Annotated in this window: 16 protein-coding genes and 3 tRNA genes; 8 read left to right on the forward strand and 11 right to left on the reverse strand. The window is 63.8% G+C overall.

The window, feature by feature from the left end:
• The first annotated feature begins 135 nt into the window (after window positions 1-135).
• Window positions 136-1,470 (forward strand): hypothetical protein, encoded by a 1,335-nt coding sequence (locus tag ACE10X_RS23725; protein ID WP_375762958.1) that lies wholly within the window; start codon window positions 136-138, stop codon window positions 1,468-1,470.
• 89 nt (window positions 1,471-1,559) lie between these two features.
• On the opposite strand, the gene ACE10X_RS23730 is transcribed toward ACE10X_RS23725, so the two are convergent.
• Window positions 1,560-1,636: transfer RNA gene (locus ACE10X_RS23730), tRNA-Asp, on the reverse strand.
• Between the two features lie 331 nt (window positions 1,637-1,967).
• On the opposite strand from ACE10X_RS23730, the gene ACE10X_RS23735 reads away from it, so the two are divergent.
• Window positions 1,968-2,267: an HU family DNA-binding protein gene (locus ACE10X_RS23735; protein WP_016847738.1), complete on the forward strand. Its 300-nt coding sequence runs from the start codon at window positions 1,968-1,970 to the stop codon at window positions 2,265-2,267.
• A gap of 166 nt (window positions 2,268-2,433) precedes the next feature.
• Entirely contained in the window at window positions 2,434-3,690 is a 1,257-nt protein-coding gene (gene pepT / locus ACE10X_RS23740; RefSeq protein ID WP_038385063.1) for a peptidase T, read from the forward strand.
• On the opposite strand, the gene ACE10X_RS23745 is transcribed toward pepT, so the two are convergent.
• The 3 genes from ACE10X_RS23745 to ACE10X_RS23755 form a co-directional block, all read right to left on the reverse strand.
• A complete protein-coding gene (locus ACE10X_RS23745) occupies window positions 3,691-4,542 on the reverse strand; it encodes a class I SAM-dependent methyltransferase (RefSeq protein ID WP_038385062.1) in 852 nt (283 codons plus the stop codon). It lies immediately after the preceding gene.
• Between the two features lie 77 nt (window positions 4,543-4,619).
• Window positions 4,620-4,925, reverse strand: coding sequence for a YciI family protein (locus ACE10X_RS23750; RefSeq protein ID WP_038385061.1), 306 nt, complete (start codon window positions 4,923-4,925; stop codon window positions 4,620-4,622).
• 22 nt (window positions 4,926-4,947) lie between these two features.
• The gene (locus tag ACE10X_RS23755; protein ID WP_038385060.1) at window positions 4,948-5,229 is read right to left on the reverse strand and encodes a hypothetical protein; all 282 of its coding nucleotides are present in this window, start codon (window positions 5,227-5,229) and stop codon (window positions 4,948-4,950) included.
• Between the two features lie 243 nt (window positions 5,230-5,472).
• On the opposite strand from ACE10X_RS23755, the gene ACE10X_RS23760 reads away from it, so the two are divergent.
• Window positions 5,473-5,682 carry a hypothetical protein gene (locus ACE10X_RS23760; RefSeq protein ID WP_038385079.1) on the forward strand — a complete coding sequence of 70 codons (210 nt, stop codon included), beginning with the start codon at window positions 5,473-5,475 and terminating at the stop codon, window positions 5,680-5,682.
• 106 nt (window positions 5,683-5,788) lie between these two features.
• Here the strand turns inward: ACE10X_RS23760 and ACE10X_RS23765 are convergent.
• Window positions 5,789-5,863 (reverse strand) — tRNA-Val (locus tag ACE10X_RS23765).
• A 64-nt stretch (window positions 5,864-5,927) separates the two neighbouring features.
• Window positions 5,928-6,338 (reverse strand): GFA family protein, encoded by a 411-nt coding sequence (locus ACE10X_RS23770; RefSeq protein ID WP_038385059.1) that lies wholly within the window; start codon window positions 6,336-6,338, stop codon window positions 5,928-5,930.
• 193 nt (window positions 6,339-6,531) lie between these two features.
• Between ACE10X_RS23770 and ACE10X_RS23775 the strand changes: the two genes are divergently transcribed.
• The 4 genes from ACE10X_RS23775 (at window position 6,532) to ACE10X_RS23790 (ending at window position 10,701) form a co-directional block, all read left to right on the forward strand.
• Window positions 6,532-7,200: a GntR family transcriptional regulator gene (locus ACE10X_RS23775; protein WP_375762959.1), complete on the forward strand. Its 669-nt coding sequence runs from the start codon at window positions 6,532-6,534 to the stop codon at window positions 7,198-7,200.
• The gene (gene istB, locus ACE10X_RS23780; protein WP_375764601.1) at window positions 7,115-8,701 is read left to right on the forward strand and encodes an IS21-like element helper ATPase IstB; all 1,587 of its coding nucleotides are present in this window, start codon (window positions 7,115-7,117) and stop codon (window positions 8,699-8,701) included. Before ACE10X_RS23775 ends, istB begins: the two co-directional genes overlap by 86 nt.
• Entirely contained in the window at window positions 8,698-9,909 is a 1,212-nt protein-coding gene (locus ACE10X_RS23785; RefSeq protein ID WP_038385057.1) for an MFS transporter, read from the forward strand. The genes istB and ACE10X_RS23785 overlap by 4 nt, the downstream gene beginning before the upstream one ends.
• A gap of 132 nt (window positions 9,910-10,041) precedes the next feature.
• On the forward strand, window positions 10,042-10,701 hold the full coding sequence (locus tag ACE10X_RS23790; protein ID WP_375762960.1) for a glutathione S-transferase family protein: 660 nt from the start codon (window positions 10,042-10,044) through the stop codon (window positions 10,699-10,701).
• 66 nt (window positions 10,702-10,767) lie between these two features.
• On the opposite strand, the gene lon is transcribed toward ACE10X_RS23790, so the two are convergent.
• The 5 genes from lon to ACE10X_RS23815 all read right to left on the reverse strand — a co-directional run bounded on the left by lon (window position 10,768) and on the right by ACE10X_RS23815 (window position 17,719).
• Window positions 10,768-13,197, reverse strand: a complete 2,430-nt coding sequence (gene lon / locus ACE10X_RS23795) for an endopeptidase La (RefSeq protein WP_038385055.1) — start codon at window positions 13,195-13,197, stop codon at window positions 10,768-10,770.
• 322 nt (window positions 13,198-13,519) lie between these two features.
• Window positions 13,520-14,794: an ATP-dependent Clp protease ATP-binding subunit ClpX gene (clpX, locus tag ACE10X_RS23800; RefSeq protein WP_024583449.1), complete on the reverse strand. Its 1,275-nt coding sequence runs from the start codon at window positions 14,792-14,794 to the stop codon at window positions 13,520-13,522.
• A 441-nt stretch (window positions 14,795-15,235) separates the two neighbouring features.
• Window positions 15,236-15,871, reverse strand: coding sequence for an ATP-dependent Clp protease proteolytic subunit (locus ACE10X_RS23805; protein WP_016847729.1), 636 nt, complete (start codon window positions 15,869-15,871; stop codon window positions 15,236-15,238).
• Window positions 15,872-16,111: 240 nt separating this feature from the next.
• Entirely contained in the window at window positions 16,112-17,470 is a 1,359-nt protein-coding gene (gene tig, locus ACE10X_RS23810; RefSeq protein ID WP_038385054.1) for a trigger factor, read from the reverse strand.
• A 164-nt stretch (window positions 17,471-17,634) separates the two neighbouring features.
• Window positions 17,635-17,719 (reverse strand) — tRNA-Leu (locus ACE10X_RS23815).
• Window positions 17,720-17,828 lie beyond the last annotated feature (109 nt).

Below are 17,828 nucleotides of genomic sequence, written 5' to 3' on the forward strand. Positions count from 1 at the left end.
TGTGAATTCAATAAGGCATCGCGGTGACGAATCGCCGGGCAGAAACATAACAACACAGACCGAGATATTGCTTAACTTGCTTCGTCCAGGGCCGACCGGCTAGCTGCCCGGCAGCTTTCGGATTCGGACTGGCCGATGACATTGACGCGCGATGACCTGGTTGTCGGGGTCACGATCCCCGGGTTCTTCGTCCTCAGCGTCGCCTCGATGATCGCCTGCGGGCACGCATTCCCGGCGATGCATGTCTGGCAATCCGGCATCACCGCGCAGGCCGTCCTCGGCACCGCCATCATGGTCGCGTTCGTCCCGGCGTTCGTCGCGGCACGATTCAGCTTCGGTTATCTGGTGGGCTTCTCGCTGCTGTCAGCCGTGTTCGGCTTCGTCTGGCTCAGCTTCTTCAGCGCATTCGACTATCCGCATGCCATCGCCCGCTGGGCCATGATCGCCGCTCTGGCCGCCGCGATGATCCCTCTGATGCTGCAGAATATCCCGGTTTGGCGGCCCGATTTGTCCGATGCGGCCGTCAAGCGCATCGCGGTTCTGCTGTTGGCGTCGTGCTTCGCCGTGCTGGTCGCCGACATCTCCTACGGGGCCAATCTTGGCAATCCCTATGGCGCAGCCCGCACCGCTGTCGTGCGGCCGGCGCTAATGAACTATCTCACCGGGATCATGATCGGCGCGGTCCTGCCCTATCTGTTCGCGCATTTCGCATCCCGCAGTCGATGGATTCCGGCGGCCGGTGTGCTGCTGCTTGCGCTTTGCTTCTATCCCGTCGTCAACAACAAGACCGTGCTGCTGCTGCCGATCTGGCTGCCGTTTCTGTTCTGGCTGTACGGCCGGTTCGACCCGCGGCTGGCCACGGTGCTCGCATTTCTGATCCCGATGGTCATCGGCCTTTTTGGCCTTCGCCATTCTCGTCGCCGACAAGAACTACATCGTGTTCAGCGCCATCAATCTGCGCTTCGTCGCAATCCCGTCGCTCGCGCTCGATCAATACGCCGACTTCTTCGCGCACCGCGAGCTCACCCGGTTCTGCCAGATCACCGTCGTGCGATACATGACCGCCTGCCCGTACGGCGAACTCGGCCCGACCCTCGGAGCGATCTATCAGGACGGCAATTTCAACGCGTCCTTCCTCGCCACCGAGGGCATCGCGTCGGTCGGTCTTGCGCTCGCCCCGCTGTCGGCGCTTGTCTGCGGCCTGATCCTGTCGGTGGGATCGATGGTCTCAAAGCACCTGTCGCCGCGCTTCATCGCGGTTTCGTCCGGCATCGCAGTTCAGGCGATCATGAACGTGCCGCTCACGACAGGCCTGCTGTCGAACGGCATAGCGCTGCTGTTCCTGCTGTGGTGGCTGACGCCCGAACAGCGCACGGCATTATCCGTCAGGCCCGAGCTGGCCGCTCAACGGGTCGGCGCCGTCGGCCTCGCGGCGTCGTGAGCTGTCGCGACAGTCGCCAGGTGCAGTGAGCAGGGAGAGAGCAAGCAACTCGTTACGGCACCGGCCCTGAGGGTCCGATGGTTCCGGGTCAAACACGCTGCTAAGTCATTGAAATGAATGGCGCGAGAGACGGGACTCGAACCCGCGGCCTCCGCCGTGACAGGGCGGCGCTCTAACCAACTGAGCTACTCCCGCGGATGCCGATCATCGGATTGATCCGCGCAGGACCGAGGGCATAAAGGCCCGCATCCGGTTAGTCAAGGACGTTGCGGATCCCTGCACAGCGTCGGCAGTTTCGCGGCGCCGGCGCGAGGTGTCGCCTGTTTTCAGGGGAAACGGCGTAGTCAGCGAAGCCCCGAATCAAATAAGGCCTGATACGTCTGGGTTTCCTGTGGCCGGCCCGGCGCTGCCCGTTCCCGGAACCGGCGGTTTTCAGGACTTTTCCGGACGCATTTTCCCGACGCGAACGGCGCGCCATTCGCGTGAAAGCAGCAATCCAGCCATTCAGCAACGAGGAGGGCCAGACATGGCGAAGAAAGCAGCGACACCGGCGACGATCACGCTGAAGCATTTGGCGGCGGCCATCGCCGAAGAGCAGGAGCTGTCCAAGAAGCAGGCCGAGGCGATCCTGACCGACATGGTCACAAGGATCACCAAGCACCTCAAGAAGGGCGAGCGCATCAGGATCGTCGGCCTCGGCATCCTGCAGGTCCGCAAGCGCGCCGCCCGCATGGGCCGCAACCCGGCGACCGGCGAACAGATCCACATCAAGGCAAGCAAGAAGGTCGCCTTCCGCGCCGCCAAGGAGCTGAAGGAAGCCGTCTAGCGCCTTCTCTCTCCGTTAAGACAAAGCGCCATTCCGGCTCGTGACGCGGCCCCGGAGTGGCGCTTTTCTGTTATTGTCCTTCGAAACTCGCCTTGACGCGGTTTGCTCGCGCGAACCAACTTCGCCAAAGCGCATTGTTCCTTTTCCCTGTTTTTGCGCGGTTTTCATGCTGGTACCGGCTCTCGACTTCAAGCACACCGTCACCGAGCGCTTCCTGCGCTATGTCGTGATCGATACCCAGTCCGACCCGGATTCACCGACCTGCCCCTCCACCGAGAAGCAGAAGAATCTCGGACGCCTGCTGGTCGCCGAGCTGCAGGCGATGGGGATATCCGACGCGCATCTTGATCCGCACGGCTACGTCTATGCGACGATCCCGGCCAACACCGACAAGACGGTGCCGGTGATCTGTTTCTGCTCGCACATGGACACCTCCCCCGACTGCACCGGCAAGAACGTCAGGCCGCAGGTCGTGAAGAACTACCGCGGCGGCGACATCGTGCTTCCCGCCGATGCCTCGCAGGTGATCCGCCCCGCCGAGCACGAAGCGCTGGCCGACCAGATCGGCAACGACATCATCACCACCGACGGCACCACCCTGCTCGGCGCCGACAACAAGGCGGGCCTTGCCGAGATCATGGATGCTGCGCATTTCCTGGTCACCAATCCGCAGGTCAAGCACGGCACCATCAAGATCCTGTTCACGCCGGACGAGGAGATCGGCCGCGGCGTCGACAAGGTCGACATCAAGAAGCTGGGGGCCGATTTCGGCTACACCATGGATGGCGAGACCGCCGGCCATATCGAGGACGAGACCTTCTCGGCCGACGGCGCCAGCATCATCATCGAAGGCGTCGCGACCCATCCCGGGTTCGCCAAGGGCAAGATGGAGCACGCGATCAAGATCGCCGCCGCGATCGTCGATCGCCTGCCCAAGGACACCTGCTCGCCCGAGACCACCGAGGGCAAGGAAGGCTTCCTGCATCCGGTCGCGATCTCGGGCGCGCTGGAGAACGCGCGGATCGACTTCATCGTGCGCGATTTCACCGAGGCCGGCCTGAAGCAGAAGGAAGCGTTGCTGGAAGACATCGTGAACGATGTCATGAAGGGCTATCCGCGCTCGACCTACCGCATGGAGGTCAAGCAGCAGTACCGTAACATGAAGGATGTGATCGATCGCCACCCGCAGATCGTGGCCTATGCGATCGAGGCGATCGAGCGCGCCGGCCTCACGCCGGTGAAGACCTCGATCCGCGGCGGCACCGATGGCTCGCGGCTGTCCTTCATGGGCCTGCCCTGCCCGAACATCTTCGCCGGCGAGCACGCGTTCCATTCGCGGCTCGAATGGGTCAGCCGGCAGGACATGGAGAACGCCGTGCAGACCATCGTGCACCTGGCGATGATCTGGGAAGAGAAGGCCTGATCAGGCCCGCGCCGTCACGATCCAGATCGCGCCGGGCAGCAGCACCGCATCGCCCTTGACGAACGGCGCCAGCGCCTCGCGCATCGAGGCGATCGCCGCAGCGCGCACCTCATCGGGGTGCCCTTCCAGCGCGCGGCTGGCCGGCCCGATCTCGAGCGCGCCCTGGATCGCGGCATCGATGCCGCGCCCGGTCGCGACATCGAGCTCAATCCGGCACGGCTCCATGGCAATGCCGGAGAAGCCGGCTTCGCCCAGGATCCGCTTCACCCTCGCCTCGGAGGCGAACGCGAACGGGCCGGGATCCTCGGGCCCGAGCGGCGGCAGTTTCGGCACGTGTCTGTAGACGGCAGCAAGCGGCGTCATGAAGAACGGATTTTCGCGCGGCTCCTGCCAGCAGGCGAAGGCGAGACGGCCCGTCGGCTTCATCGCCTTGTGCAGATTGGCGAACGACACCACGGGATCGGCAAAGAACATCACGCCAAAGCGCGAGGCCAACAGATCGAAGCTCTCGCTGACAAACGGATAGACGGTCGCATCGGCCAGCGCGAACTCGACCGGCAAACCCTGCGGCGCGCTCTGCCGCGCCCGCGTCAGCATCGGCTCCGAGACATCGACGCCGAGCACGTGACCAGCCGGCGCGACCTTGGCCCCCAGCGCGAAGCTCGAGGCGCCGCTGCCACAGCCGACATCAACGACGCGTTCGCCGGCTTTCGGCGCGGCGCGATCGATCAGGAGGTCGAGCACCGGTTGCAGCACGATGTCCTGCGCGGCCTGCCGTGTGGCCCAGCGCTGACCGCCCGGCCCGTTCCAGTATGCGATCTGATCGGCGTTTTGCGGGTGGCCTGCGTTCATGCGATCCAAACCTTCTCGGGAAGCTTCTGTCGTCTCATGTTTGGGGAAAACCGCTTCGCACTTTTCCGGATCATGCCCTAGCAGCTCTCGCGCGTCGCGGCGCGCAGCATCGGCATCACCTGATAGGTGAATCCGGCGTTGGCCTTGGTGACGGGATCGTTGGCGACGATCTCCTGCGGATCGGCATCGTCGGGCAGTTGCAGCACGCCGAGGCCCCAGATCCCTGCCGGATCGGCGACCGGCCCAAACACCAGCGCCTTGCCGGCCTGCAGCAGCTCGCCGCAATAGGCGACGTGCGCCTGCATGATGGCGGCTTCCTGCGGCGTCATGTCCTGCGGAAAGGTCGGGCGCGGTCCGGTCAATTTGCAGACGTAGTATTTCATCGACCCGATCCGCGCTCGGAGATTACTTGGCGGCTGCGCTCGTCGGCTTGGCCGGCTTCGGCTTCGCGGCATTCGCCTTGGGCGCGCCCTGCCCGTCGCTGCGCGCGATGCCCCAGGGATCGGTCGGCTTCTGATCCGGCACACCGCTGAGCGCACGCTGATAGGCACGCTGCTGCCGCGCCTCGTTGGCCGCATCGGCCGGCGACTTCTCGACCTCTTCGCGATAGCGCTGAACGTGATCCGACTGCGCGAATGCGGGTCCGGCAATCATGGTGAGAAGAAAAATCGCGGCGAGTTTGCGCATACATCGAGTTCCCGGTTAGGCGGACAGAATAGCATCGCGGCAGCGTCGGCATCAAACCTGAGCGCGTGACTTTCGGCACCTTTCGCGCGATCGGCCATCGAACGACACTTGACACGCCAGCGCGGAGCAAGCGCGGTCCCGGCCACCCCATCCACGCCACGGTCGGGATCGCGCCCTCTCCATGCGTTCACCGAGAGCCGTGCAATGGGCTTGCTCCGTAGGGCTCATCAACCAGAGGCCGCTTTGCAGCTCGTGAAACACCGCGCCACCGTCATCCTGCGCGAGCATGTGCAAGCGGAGGCGGAGTTGGTCGGACGAGCCGCGGTTCTCACCGATGGAACCGCGGGCACCGTCGAGGGCGTGTTTCTGGACGAATCTCATGGGTTGCGCATCTCGATCAGGGGCCATATCGGGAAGTGGCCGATCGCGACAATCAGGATGCTTCAGCCATAGGCTGGATCCAGCGCCTTTACGTCAACGGGCAAGCGCCGATGCAATCTCCCAATCATCGGGAGAAGCGGACGGCTGCGCCGCTCGAGGCTTCGTCTGAGGGTTGCGATGGTGGGCGGTGAGAGGATCGAACTCCCGACCAATGGTGTGTAAAACCAGTGCTCTACCGCTGAGCTAACCGCCCTTGCCAGCGCGCCTCTTTAGCCTCGCCAGCCCTCGGGGCGCAAGGTCGCAAACGCCTCAATCCGTCAGCTCCAGTCCTTGGGTCGCGCCGGCAATTCCTTGAGATCATTGATCCATGGCGCGGCGGAGCGGCACCAGACCTGGCGTCGCGGGGGCAATCGGTCGCGCTGGCGAATGCTGCCCCAGCGGATGCCCCAATCGTCGGGCCCGCCGTTCTCGCCGCTCGTGAACAGCGGCGAGCCGCAATCGCCGCAAAAATGCTGGAAACGGATCCGGCCATTGTCGCCTCGCTTGCGGTAGATATTCGGCGCACCTGCGGTCAGCCACACCTGCTCGGCGGCGCAGATCACCGTGACGCGATAGGGCGAACCGGTCAGCGCTTGGCAGTCCGTGCAATGACAGATCGACACCCGTTCGGGGTCGATCTCGGCCTGATAGGTGATAGCCCCGCAATGGCATTGCCCGTCGATACGCATGTGGCGCGCTCCAATTCCGTCCAACAAAGCAGCCGCCATGGGCGCGGTTCCATCGTCCCCGGCGCTCGGCCCGTCTCCCTTGACGGAGCCACGCCGGTATCCCGTACCCGCCTTGTTTGGGATACCAAATCGGGATACGAAAGCCGCCTGACCGAGATTCCGCGCCCGCCAAGGGCGGCCAAAGGACGGCGCCATGTCGCAGATGCTTCAGATCCATGACCAGCTCCGGGAGATGATCCTGTCCCTCGACCTGGGCCCCGGCGAGCGGCTGACCGAGCGCTGGCTGGAGAGCCGGTTCGAGGGATCGCGCACGCCGATCCGTGCCGCGCTGGTCCGGCTCGAAGGCGAAGAGCTGGTGCGTCGTGACGGCCGCAACTGGATCGTCGCCCCGATCGACCTCGGTGAGCTGGAGGCGCTGGCCGAGTTCCGGATTCCCCTGGAGACGACGGCGGTGCGCCTCGCCTGCGCGCGGGCAAGCGCGGCCGATATCGCCGGCGTCGAAGAAATGCTGGACGCCTGCCAGTCCGGCGCGCCGCGCGAGGAATGGCACCGGGTCGGCACCGATTTCCATGTCGAGATCGCACGGCTCTCCGGCAATCCCTTCATCGTCAAGGCGATCGCCGGTGCCATGACCCGCCTGTCGCGGGCACGCTGGCTGGAAGTGTGGACCGAGCCGTCGCGCGAGCAGGCTTGGCGCGAACACCGGCGCATCCTCGGCTTCATCAAGGCCAACGATCCGGAGGCCGCCGCGCGCGAGGCCGCCGACCACATCACCAATACCCGCGATCGCCTGCTGCGTTCGCTCAACGAGGATCGCCGCGGCCTGCGGGCGCGTCGAGGAGTTGCTCCGACGCCATCCTGAGCTCGGCGCCGGCATCCGTCGCACGCTGGAGCGCCGGATCCGGGCCTGGCGGGCGATCCACGGCGAGGAGCAGGAGGTCATCTTCCGGCAGACCCACGAACCCGGTCAGCGCGGCCTGTCCGACTTCACCGACATGGGCGAATTGGGTGTCACGATCGCGGGCGTGCCGCTCGACCATCGTCTCTATCACTTCCGGCTGGCCTATTCCGGGTTTGAGCACGCCCATGTCGTGCTCGGCGGTGAGAGCTTCATCGCTCTGGCCGAAGGCCTGCAGAATGCCTTGTGGTCACTCGGTGGAGCGCCACGGGAGCATCGCACCGACAGCCTGTCGGCCGCCTTTTGCAATCTCGACCGCGACGCCAAAGACGATCTGACGCGGCGATACGAAGACCTCTGTGCCCATTACGGCATGCGCCCCTCCCGCAACAATCGTGGCATCGCCCACGAGAACGGGGCGATCGAGAGTTCGCATGGCCATCTCAAGCGGGCGGTCGGCGACGCGCTGTTGCTGCGTGGCACCGCCGACTTCGACGATCTCGCTGCCTATCGTGGCTTCATCGATGAGATCGTCAGCCGCCGCAATGCCCGCAACGCCAAGCGGATCGACAGCGAACGTACCGCACTTCAGGATCTGCCGGACCGCCGCACGTCGGACTATGAAGAGGTGATCGTCCACGTGACATCGTCCGGCGGCTTCACCTTGCGCAAGGTGTTCTACACGGTGCCGTCGCGCTTGATCGGCCATCGGCTGCGGGTGCGCCTGTATGACGATCACCTCGACGTGTTTGTCGGCGGCACGCATCTCCTCACCTTGCCGCGCGGGCGGCCGCATCCCAATGGCAAGCACGATCAGGTCGTCGATTATCGGCACGTGATCCATTCCTTGCGGCGCAAGCCGATGGCGCTCCTCAACCTGGTCTACCGCGACCAGCTGTTCCCCCGGGAAGCTTACCGCCGAGCCTTCGACGTCCGGTTTTGCCGTGATCGGGACTTCGAAGCCGTACCGATGATCTCCAAGGCGCAAATGACCGCGCTCGCCGCCGGCGACGGCTGGTTGAACAAGGGCGCCAATCTGCTGCTGTTTGGTCCGCCCGGTGGCGGCAAGAGTCACTTGGCAGCAGCAATCGGCTTGGCTCTCATCGAGAACGGATGGCGCGTCCTCTTCACCCGCACCACCGATCTCGTGCAGAAGCTCCAGGTGGCGCGCCGCGAACTCAACCTCGAGGGTGCCATCAACCGCCTCGATCGCTTCGATCTCGTTATCCTTGACGATCTTGCCTATGTCACCAAGGACCAGGCCGAGACCAGTGTGCTGTTCGAGCTCATCAGCGCACGCTACGAGCGACGCTCTTTGCTGATCACCGCCAATCAGCCCTTTGGAGAATGGAACAAGGTCTTTCCGGACCCAGCTATGACCCTCGCGGCGATCGATCGCCTTGTTCACCACGCCACCATCGTCGAGATGAACGTCGAGAGCTATCGCAGGGCTGCGCTGACATGAACATCGAAGTCGATCGCGAAGCCCTGCTCGACGCGGGCCCCTGGAAACGCAATTTGATCGTCTGCGTGTTCGGCTCCTTCACGACAATCGTGGGGATGACGCTGCTGCTGCCGTTCCTGCCGCTCTATGTCGAGCAGCTCGGCGTGACCGATCACGCCGCGATCGTGCAATGGTCGGGCGTCGCCTATGGCGCAGCTTTCTTCAGCGCGGCACTGACGGCGCCGCTGTGGGGTCGGCTCGCCGATCGCTACGGCCGCAAGCTGATGCTGATCCGCGCCAGCCTCGGCATGGCGATCGCCATGTCGCTGATCGGCATGGCGCACAATGTCTACGAGCTGGTCGGCCTGCGGCTGCTGACCGGCCTGCTCGGCGGCTACGCCTCGGGTTCGACCGTGCTGGTCGCGGCGCAGACGCCGAAAGCGCGGTCCGGCTGGGCGATCGGCGTGCTGTCGGCCGGCATCATGGCCGGCAGCCTGGTCGGTCCCTTGATCGGCGGCGTGCTGCCGGGGCTGATCGGCATCCGCGCGACCTTCTTCCTGATCGGCGGCGTCATCTTCTTCACCTTCCTCGGCACGACGTTCCTGATCCGCGAGGAAGCACGCCCGAAGACCGCGAAAGGCGGCAAGGCGCGCGGCGGCTGGTCGCTGGTCCCGGACAAGCGCCCTGTCGTCGCGATGTGGGGAACAGGCCTGCTGCTGATGGTCGCCAACATGTCGATCGAGCCGATCATCACGGTCTATGTCGCGCAACTGGTCGAGACACCGCGGGTGACGTTCGTCGCCGGCCTCGTGATGTCGGCGGCGGCCTTTGGCAGCCTATTGTCGTCCTCGCATCTCGGCAAGCTGGCCGATCGGGTCGGCCACTGGCGGATCATCACCATCTGCCTTGCGGTCTCGGCGCTGCTGTTGATCCCGCAGGCCTTCGTGGTCAGCGGCTGGCAGTTGATCCTGCTGCGCTTCCTGATGGGGCTCGCGCTCGGCGGCCTCCTGCCCTGCATCGCGAGCGTGATCCGGCACAACGTGCCCGATGCGGTCACCGGCAGCATGCTCGGCTATTCGATCTCGGCGCAATATGCCGGCCAGGTGATCGGCCCGCTCGCAGGCGGCTTCATCGGCGGCCATATCGGCATGCCCGCGGTGTTCCTCGGCACCAGCGTGCTGATGGCACTCGGCGCGATCGGCAATTTCGTCGTCGAGAGGAAAGACTAGTCCGGCGCCCGCGTACCCACATCGGCAACTCGATCGTTCCGTACCGCAACGACGAAAAAGCCCGTCGGGGTGTCGGAACGCGCGCCATTCGTTCGTCCTTTTGCCTGTGAAGCCAGCAAATGGAGATACGCAATGGCCGACCTGACGCTGACCACCTTCGCTTGGGTTCCGGAGATGCCGCGGGGATTTGTGCGCGACCTCCGGGTGCGCTGGGCATTGGAAGAGGCGCGCTTGCCGTATCGCGTTGCGAGCGTGCCGTTTCGCGATCGGAGCGCCGAGCACTTCGCGCACCAGCCGTTCGGCCAGGTGCCGTGGCTGACCGACGGCGACATCTCGATCTTCGAGAGCGGCGCGATCCTGCTGCATCTCGGCGAGCGCAGCGACGCGCTGCTGCCGACCGATCCGCGCCAGCGCAACGAGGCTTTGAAATGGCTGTTCGCAGCGCTCAACTCGGTCGAGATGGCAAGCCTGCCCTGGTCGCTCCTGGTATTCTCGGGCGAGAGCGGCGGCACGTCGGCATGGACACGCTTCGACGGCTTCCTGCAATCCCGGCTCAGGCACATGGAGCCGGTGCTGACGGGCCGCAAATGGTTGGCCGGGCCGTTCTCCGTCGCCGACGTTCTCATGGCGGATGTGCTGCGCCTGGTCGACCGCTTCGACGGACTGGCGGAATATCCCACGTGTCGCGACTACGTCGCGCGCGCCACGGCCCGGCCGGCTTTCGCAAAAGCGCATGCCGATCAGATGGCGCACTTTGCCGCCGCGGACAGAGCCGCAGCCTTCCCGACCTGATCGCGAACAGCGAAAACAAAAACGGCGCCCGAAGGCGCCGTTTTCTTATGTCGATCTGAGCTCGCTTCAGTGCGCCGTCAGGCCGCCGGAAGCCTCGTCCGAAGCGTCGGGCTTGACGTCGACCTTGCTGGTCTCCTCTTCCCAGACGATCGGCGCCGGCACGCGGGTCAGCGCCTTGGCAACGACCTCATCCAGCCGCGAGACCGGAATGATCTCCATGCCGCCCTTGATCGCATCGGAAATCTCCGTGAGATCCTTGGCGTTGTCTTCCGGGATCAGGACCGTCTTGATGCCACCGCGCGCGGCAGCCAGGAGCTTCTCCTTCAGACCGCCGATCGGCAGCACGCGACCACGCAGCGTGATCTCGCCGGTCATCGCGACATCGTGGCGGACCGGGATGCCGGTCATGACCGAGATGATCGCGGTGGCCATCGCCACACCGGCGGACGGACCGTCCTTCGGCGTCGCGCCCTCCGGCACGTGAACGTGGATGTCGCGGCGGTCGAACATCGGCGGTTCGATGCCGTAGACGATCGCACGCGAGCGGACGTAAGACGCCGCCGCCGAGATCGACTCCTTCATCACGTCGCGCAGATTGCCCGTGACGGTCATCTTGCCCTTGCCGGGCATCATAACGCCTTCGATGGTCAGCAGCTCCCCGCCGACATCGGTCCACGCCAGACCGGTGACGATACCGACCTGATCCTCGTCGTCGATCTCGCCGAAGCGATACTTCGGAACGCCGAGGAACTCTTCGATGTTCGCCTCGGTGACCTTCACCGACTTCTTCTTGGAGATCATCAGCTCCTTCACCGCCTTGCGGGCGAGTGTGGAGAGCTCACGCTCCAGGTTACGCACGCCCGCTTCGCGGGTGTAGCGGCGGATCATCAAGAGCAAGGCCGCGTCGTCGATCGACCATTCCTTGGAGTCCAGACCGTGCTTGGAGAGCGCGCTCGGGATCAGATGCTTGCGCGCGATCTCGACCTTCTCGTTCTCCGTGTAGCCGGCGATCCGAATGATCTCCATGCGGTCCATCAGCGGGCCGGGAATATTCAGCGTATTCGCGGTCGTGATGAACATCACGTTGGACAGGTCGTAGTCGACCTCCAGGTAGTGGTCGTTGAAGGTCGAGTTCTGCTCAGGGTCCAAAACCTCAAGCAGCGCCGACGACGGATCGCCGCGGAAATCGGCGCCCATCTTGTCGATCTCGTCCAGCAGGAACAGCGGGTTCGAGGTCTTCGCCTTGCGCATCGACTGGATGATCTTGCCGGGCATCGAGCCGATATAGGTGCGGCGGTGACCGCGGATCTCGGCCTCGTCACGCACGCCGCCGAGCGACACACGCACGAACTCGCGCCCCGTCGCCTTCGCGATCGACTTGCCGAGCGAGGTCTTGCCGACGCCAGGAGGCCCGACCAGGCACAGGATCGGTCCGGTCAGCTTGTTGGCGCGCGACTGCACCGCGAGATACTCGACGATGCGGTCCTTGACCTTCTCGAGCCCGTAGTGATCGGAGTCCAGCACCGCCTGCGCGGCCTCGAGGTCCTTCTTGACCTTGGACTTCTTGCCCCACGGGATCGACAGCAGCCAATCCAGATAGTTGCGCACGACGGTCGCTTCCGCGGACATCGGCGACATCTGGCGCAGCTTCTTCAGCTCGTGCTGGGCCTTCTCGCGCGCTTCCTTGGACAGCTTGGTCTTGGAGATCTTCTCCTCCAGATCGGCCAGCTCGTCGCGACCTTCGTCGTCGCCGAGCTCCTTCTGGATCGCCTTCATCTGCTCGTTCAGGTAATACTCGCGCTGGGTCTTCTCCATCTGGCGCTTGACGCGCGAGCGGATGCGCTTCTCGACCTGCAACACCGAGATCTCGCTCTCCATCAGGCCCAGCACCTTCTCCAGGCGCTGCGTGACGGACAACGTCTCCAGGATCGCTTGCCGATCGGCAATCTTGACCGCGAGATGCGAGGCAACGGTATCGCCGAGCTTGGCGAAATCGGTGATCGCCTGAACCACGCCGACGACTTCGGCGGAGATCTTCTTGTTCAGCTTCACGTAGCTTTCGAAATCGGACACGACCGACCGCGCCAGCGCCTCGGCTTCGACCGAGTTGGCGTCGGTGTCGGCGAGTGCGACCGCGGTCGCCTCGTAATATTCGCTGCGGTCGGAGTACTTCTCGACGCGCGCGCGCTCGAGGCCCTCGACCAGCACCTTCACGGTGCCGTCGGGCAGTTTCAGGAGCTGCAGGACGCTGGCGAGCGTACCGGTCTCGTAAATTGAATCGGGTGCCGGATCGTCATCGGACGCGTTCTTCTGCGTCGCGAGCATGATCAGCGCGTCGTTCTTCATCACCTCTTCGAGCGCGCGGATCGATTTCTCGCGGCCGACGAACAGCGGCACGATCATGTGCGGGAAGACGACGATGTCGCGGAGCGGCAACACCGGATAGGAGTGGCTTTCGCCGTGGACGATCGTTGGCCGGGGTTTTGAGGTCGTCATGGCCTAATCCTTTTGTTTTGCCCCCTTGCACGCAGTCCGCTTGCTTGCGCAACCGCCACAAGGTGCCTTGGTGATCCGGAATGAGAGTGCCGTCAGCAGCCGCTTATTCCGCATCGTGAAGCGACGAATCTCAACGCATGAGATCCCTCACCGATAGCATTAGGTGGCTATCAGGCAGGGGGGTGTCAAGTCTCAGAAGTGTCGGGAAATATAGGCTAAACAGGCATTTGCTGCTACGCCGCAAGGGCGCCGCTGCTGCGCCACAGCGGCCGCCGGAGCGTCCGGCAGCCGTGCATTTTTGGCGGGTCGAGACGAGCGCCGTTTAGGCGCTCGCGCTGCTCTCGACGGCGCGGTCGGAACGATCCGCGTAGATGTAGAGAGGACGCGCCGTTCCCTCGACGACCTCGCGCGAGATCACGACTTCCTCGACGCCTTCCAGGCCCGGGAGATCGAACATGGTTTCGAGCAGGATGCTCTCCAGGATCGACCGCAGGCCGCGCGCGCCGGTCTTGCGCTCGATCGCCTTGCGGGCGACCGCGCCAAGCGCCTCGTCAGCGAAGGTCAGCTCGATGTTCTCCATCTCGAACAGCCGCTGGTACTGTTTCACCAGCGCGTTCTTCGGATCGGTCAGGATCTTCTTCAGCGAGGCCTCGTCGAGGTCCTCCAGCGTCGCAACGACGGGCAGACGGCCGACGAATTCCGGGATCAGGCCGTACTTCAGCAGGTCTTCCGGCTCGACGTGACGGAAAATCTCGCCGGTGCGGCGGTCCTCCGGCGCGAGCACCTGCGCCGCGAAGCCGATCGAGGTCGAGCGGCCGCGCGCGGAGATGATCTTCTCGAGACCCGAGAACGCACCGCCGCAGATGAACAGGATGTTGGTGGTATCCACCTGCAGGAATTCCTGCTGCGGATGCTTGCGGCCGCCCTGCGGCGGGACCGAGGCCACCGTGCCTTCCATGATCTTCAGCAGCGCCTGCTGGACGCCCTCGCCCGACACATCGCGGGTGATCGAGGGGTTGTCCGACTTGCGGCTGATCTTGTCGATTTCGTCGATATAGACGATGCCGCGCTGCGCACGCTCGACGTTGTAATCGGCGGCCTGCAGCAGCTTCAGGATGATGTTCTCGACGTCCTCGCCGACATAGCCGGCTTCGGTCAGCGTCGTCGCGTCAGCCATGGTGAAGGGCACGTCGAGGATGCGGGCCAGCGTCTGCGCGAGCAGCGTCTTGCCCGAACCGGTCGGACCGATCAGCAGGATGTTCGACTTCGCCAGCTCGACGTCGTTGTGCTTGGTCTGATGGTTAAGCCGCTTGTAGTGGTTGTGGACGGCGACCGACAGCACCTTCTTGGCATGGCTCTGGCCGATCACGTAGTCGTCCAGGACCTTGCAGATTTCCTTCGGCGTCGGGATGCCGTCGCGCGACTTCACCAGCGAGGACTTGTTCTCCTCGCGAATGATGTCCATGCAGAGTTCGACACACTCGTCGCAAATGAAGACAGTCGGTCCGGCAATCAGCTTGCGAACTTCATGCTGGCTCTTGCCGCAGAACGAGCAATATAGCGTGTTCTTGGCGTCGCTCGTGCCGACCTTACTCATTCATTATCTCCGTCCGCCGTTCGATCTTGTTTGCCAGATCGACCCAATCCGGCACAAAACCGGGGTCTTGGGTAGATAGAGCAAATTCCGTACCAAAAAAGACCCTACGCAATACCGACCGTGTGGATCACGGTTTATTCGAATCTCCGCGATCATAGCCGATGCATCACAGCCAACCATGCTGGCACCCGACTATCAAGAATTCGCTAATCGGATGGCCGGCTCAAGACCGTGACAATACCGTGATTTTCAACGATCGCACGTGGAATACGCGTCGAAATCCACGGAACGTTGCGGGATTACCACGTCGGTATAAGAGCACGAAACCGGAACTTTCCGCCTGTGCGCATGCACCCGCCGCGGGTCCACCGCCCTGCTTTTGCCGGTTATGTGAGGCGTCAATGTGGAGATCACACCGACGCCTCGAGATGCCTGCCCAGATCAGGCCGCCTTCGCGGCGGCCGGATCGTCCGGACGCTTGTCGATGACCTTGTCGACGAGGCCGAACGCCTTGGCGTCCTCGGCGGTGAGGAACTTGTCCCGCTCGAGCGCGTCCTCGATCGCCTTGTAGGTCTGGCCGGTATGCTTCACGTAGATCTCGTTGAGGCGCTTCTTGAGATTCAGGATCTCCTGCGCGTGCAGCATGATGTCGGTGGCCTGGCCCTGGAAGCCGCCGGAGGGCTGGTGCACCATGATGCGGGAATTCGGCAGCGTGAAGCGCATGTCCTTCTCGCCGGCGGCCAGCAGCAGCGAGCCCATCGAGGCCGCCTGCCCCGTGCACAGTGTCGATACCGGCGGGCGGATGAACTGCATCGTGTCGTAGATCGCAAGGCCCGACGTCACCACGCCACCCGGCGAGTTGATGTACATCGAGATTTCCTTCTTCGGATTCTCGGCCTCGAGGAACAGCAGCTGCGCGACGATCAGCGTCGACATGCCGTCTTCCACCGGACCGGTGACGAAGATGATGCGCTCTTTCAGAAGGCGCGAGAAAATGTCGTAGGCGCGTTCGCCGCGATTGGTCTGCTCGACGACCATCGGCACGAGGTTCATGTAGGTTTCAACGGGATCGCGCATGAAAGAACCCAAGGGTTAGGGGTGATGCAGAACTTTGCTCAAGACTACTTGGCTCAAGACTACTGCCTCAAGGCTTAACCCAGATATGGGCCAATTTCCGGCCGACAAGACCGTCAACTCGCCGCACTAGCCACCTGGGCAGGTCGCAGAAGTTCAAGCTGATTCGCGTCGGTGCGCCTAGCGACGGGACCCGTCGCGAGGCGCGCTTTCGCGGTTCATCATTAACGCGAGGTGCCGGAATTAGGCGGCAGTTTTCTCGGCGTCTTCATCCTTGAACAGCTCTTCCTTGGTGACCTTCTTCTCGGTCACATTGGCGAGCTCCAGAACGAAGTCGACAACCTTGTCCTCGTAGATCGGGGCGCGGAGCTGGGCCAGCGCCTGGGCGTTGCTGCGGTAGTAGTCCCAGACCTCCTTCTCACGACCGGGCATCTGGCGCGCGCGCTCGATCACGGCGCGCGACACCTCGTCATCGGTCACGGTGATCTTGTTCTTCTCGCCGATCTCCGACAGCACGAGGCCGAGGCGGACGCGGCGGTCGGCGATCTTGTGGTACTCCTCCTTTGCCGCTTCCTCGGTGGTGTTCTCGTCGGCGAAAGTCTTGCCGGACGAGTCCATCTCGGCCTTGATCGAGTTCCACATCAGGTTGAACTCTTCGGCGACAAGCGACGGCGGCGCCTCGAATTTGTGGCTCTCGTCGAGCCGGTCGAGCAGCGCGCGCTTGACCTTCTGGCGGGTGGCGCCGGCGAATTCAGCCGTCAGGCGCTCGCGGGCGGCTTCCTTCAGCTTGTCGAGCGACTCCAGGCCCAGCGTCTTGGCGAACTCGTCGTCGATCGTGGTCTCACCGGGCGCCTCGATCAGCGTTGCCGTGGTCTCGAACTCGGCCGGCTGGCCGGCGAGCTTCTCGTTCAGATAGTTCTTCGGGAACGAGACCTTCAGGGTGCGGGTCTCGTTGGTGCCGATGCCGATCAGCTGCTCCTCGAAGCCCGGGATGAACTGGCCGGCGCCGATCACGACCTGGATGCCCTCGCCGGTGCCGCCCTCGAAGGCCTCACCGTTGATGGTGCCCTTGAAGCTGATGGTGACGCGGTCGCCCTTCTCCGCCGCACCCTCGGCCTTGGCATTGTACGGGCGGCTGCCTTCGGCGATCCGCTTGATGGCATCGTCGACATCGGCGTCGGAGACGTCGACCACCGGCTTCTCGACCGAGAACGACTTGAAATCGGCGAGCTGGATCGGCGGCACGACCTCGATCGCGACGGTGTAGGTCAGGTCGGTCTTGCCCGACAGCAATTCCTCGACCTGGTCCTTCTCGGTCGGCATCGTGATCTTCGGCTCGCCGGCGAGGCGGAAGCCGCGATCTTCGAAGATCTGCCGGTTGGTATCGCTGATGGTCTGGTCGATGGTCTCGGCCATCACCGAGCGGCCGTAGATCTTCTTCAGATGCGCCACCGGCACCTTGCCGGGACGGAAGCCGTTGAGACGGACCTTGTCCTTGAGGTCGACCAGCTTGGCGTCCGCCTTGGCATCGAGATCGGATGCTGGGACGCTGATCGTGAATTCGTGCTTCAATCCCTCGTTGAGGGTCTCGGTGACCTGCATGGTATCAATCTTCTTCCGCTTTTGCCGCGGCCCGAGCGGCCGTGTCAGTGTTCAATCTGTTCGACGATGGGCTTTGCGGCCTAACGTCTGTGGGTTCGGCGAACCCTCACCCCATCGGGGCCAAAGGTTCTCCAAGAATTCGTCATGCAAACGCTGTAAGCGCTTGGTGCGGGCGGAGGGACTCGAACCCCCACAACTTTCGTCACTGGAACCTAAATCCAGCGCGTCTACCAGTTCCGCCACGCCCGCGCGAAAAGCATCCCAGTCCGGCCGCGATGCCGCGGGCGGCCGGGCTTATAACATGCGCCCACCGGTTCGCAGCAAAAAAATGGCCGCTGTTGAGCCCGCCCTGCGACCG

Source organism: Bradyrhizobium sp. Pha-3 (assembly GCF_042258325.1).
GTDB lineage: Bacteria > Pseudomonadota > Alphaproteobacteria > Rhizobiales > Xanthobacteraceae > Bradyrhizobium > Bradyrhizobium elkanii.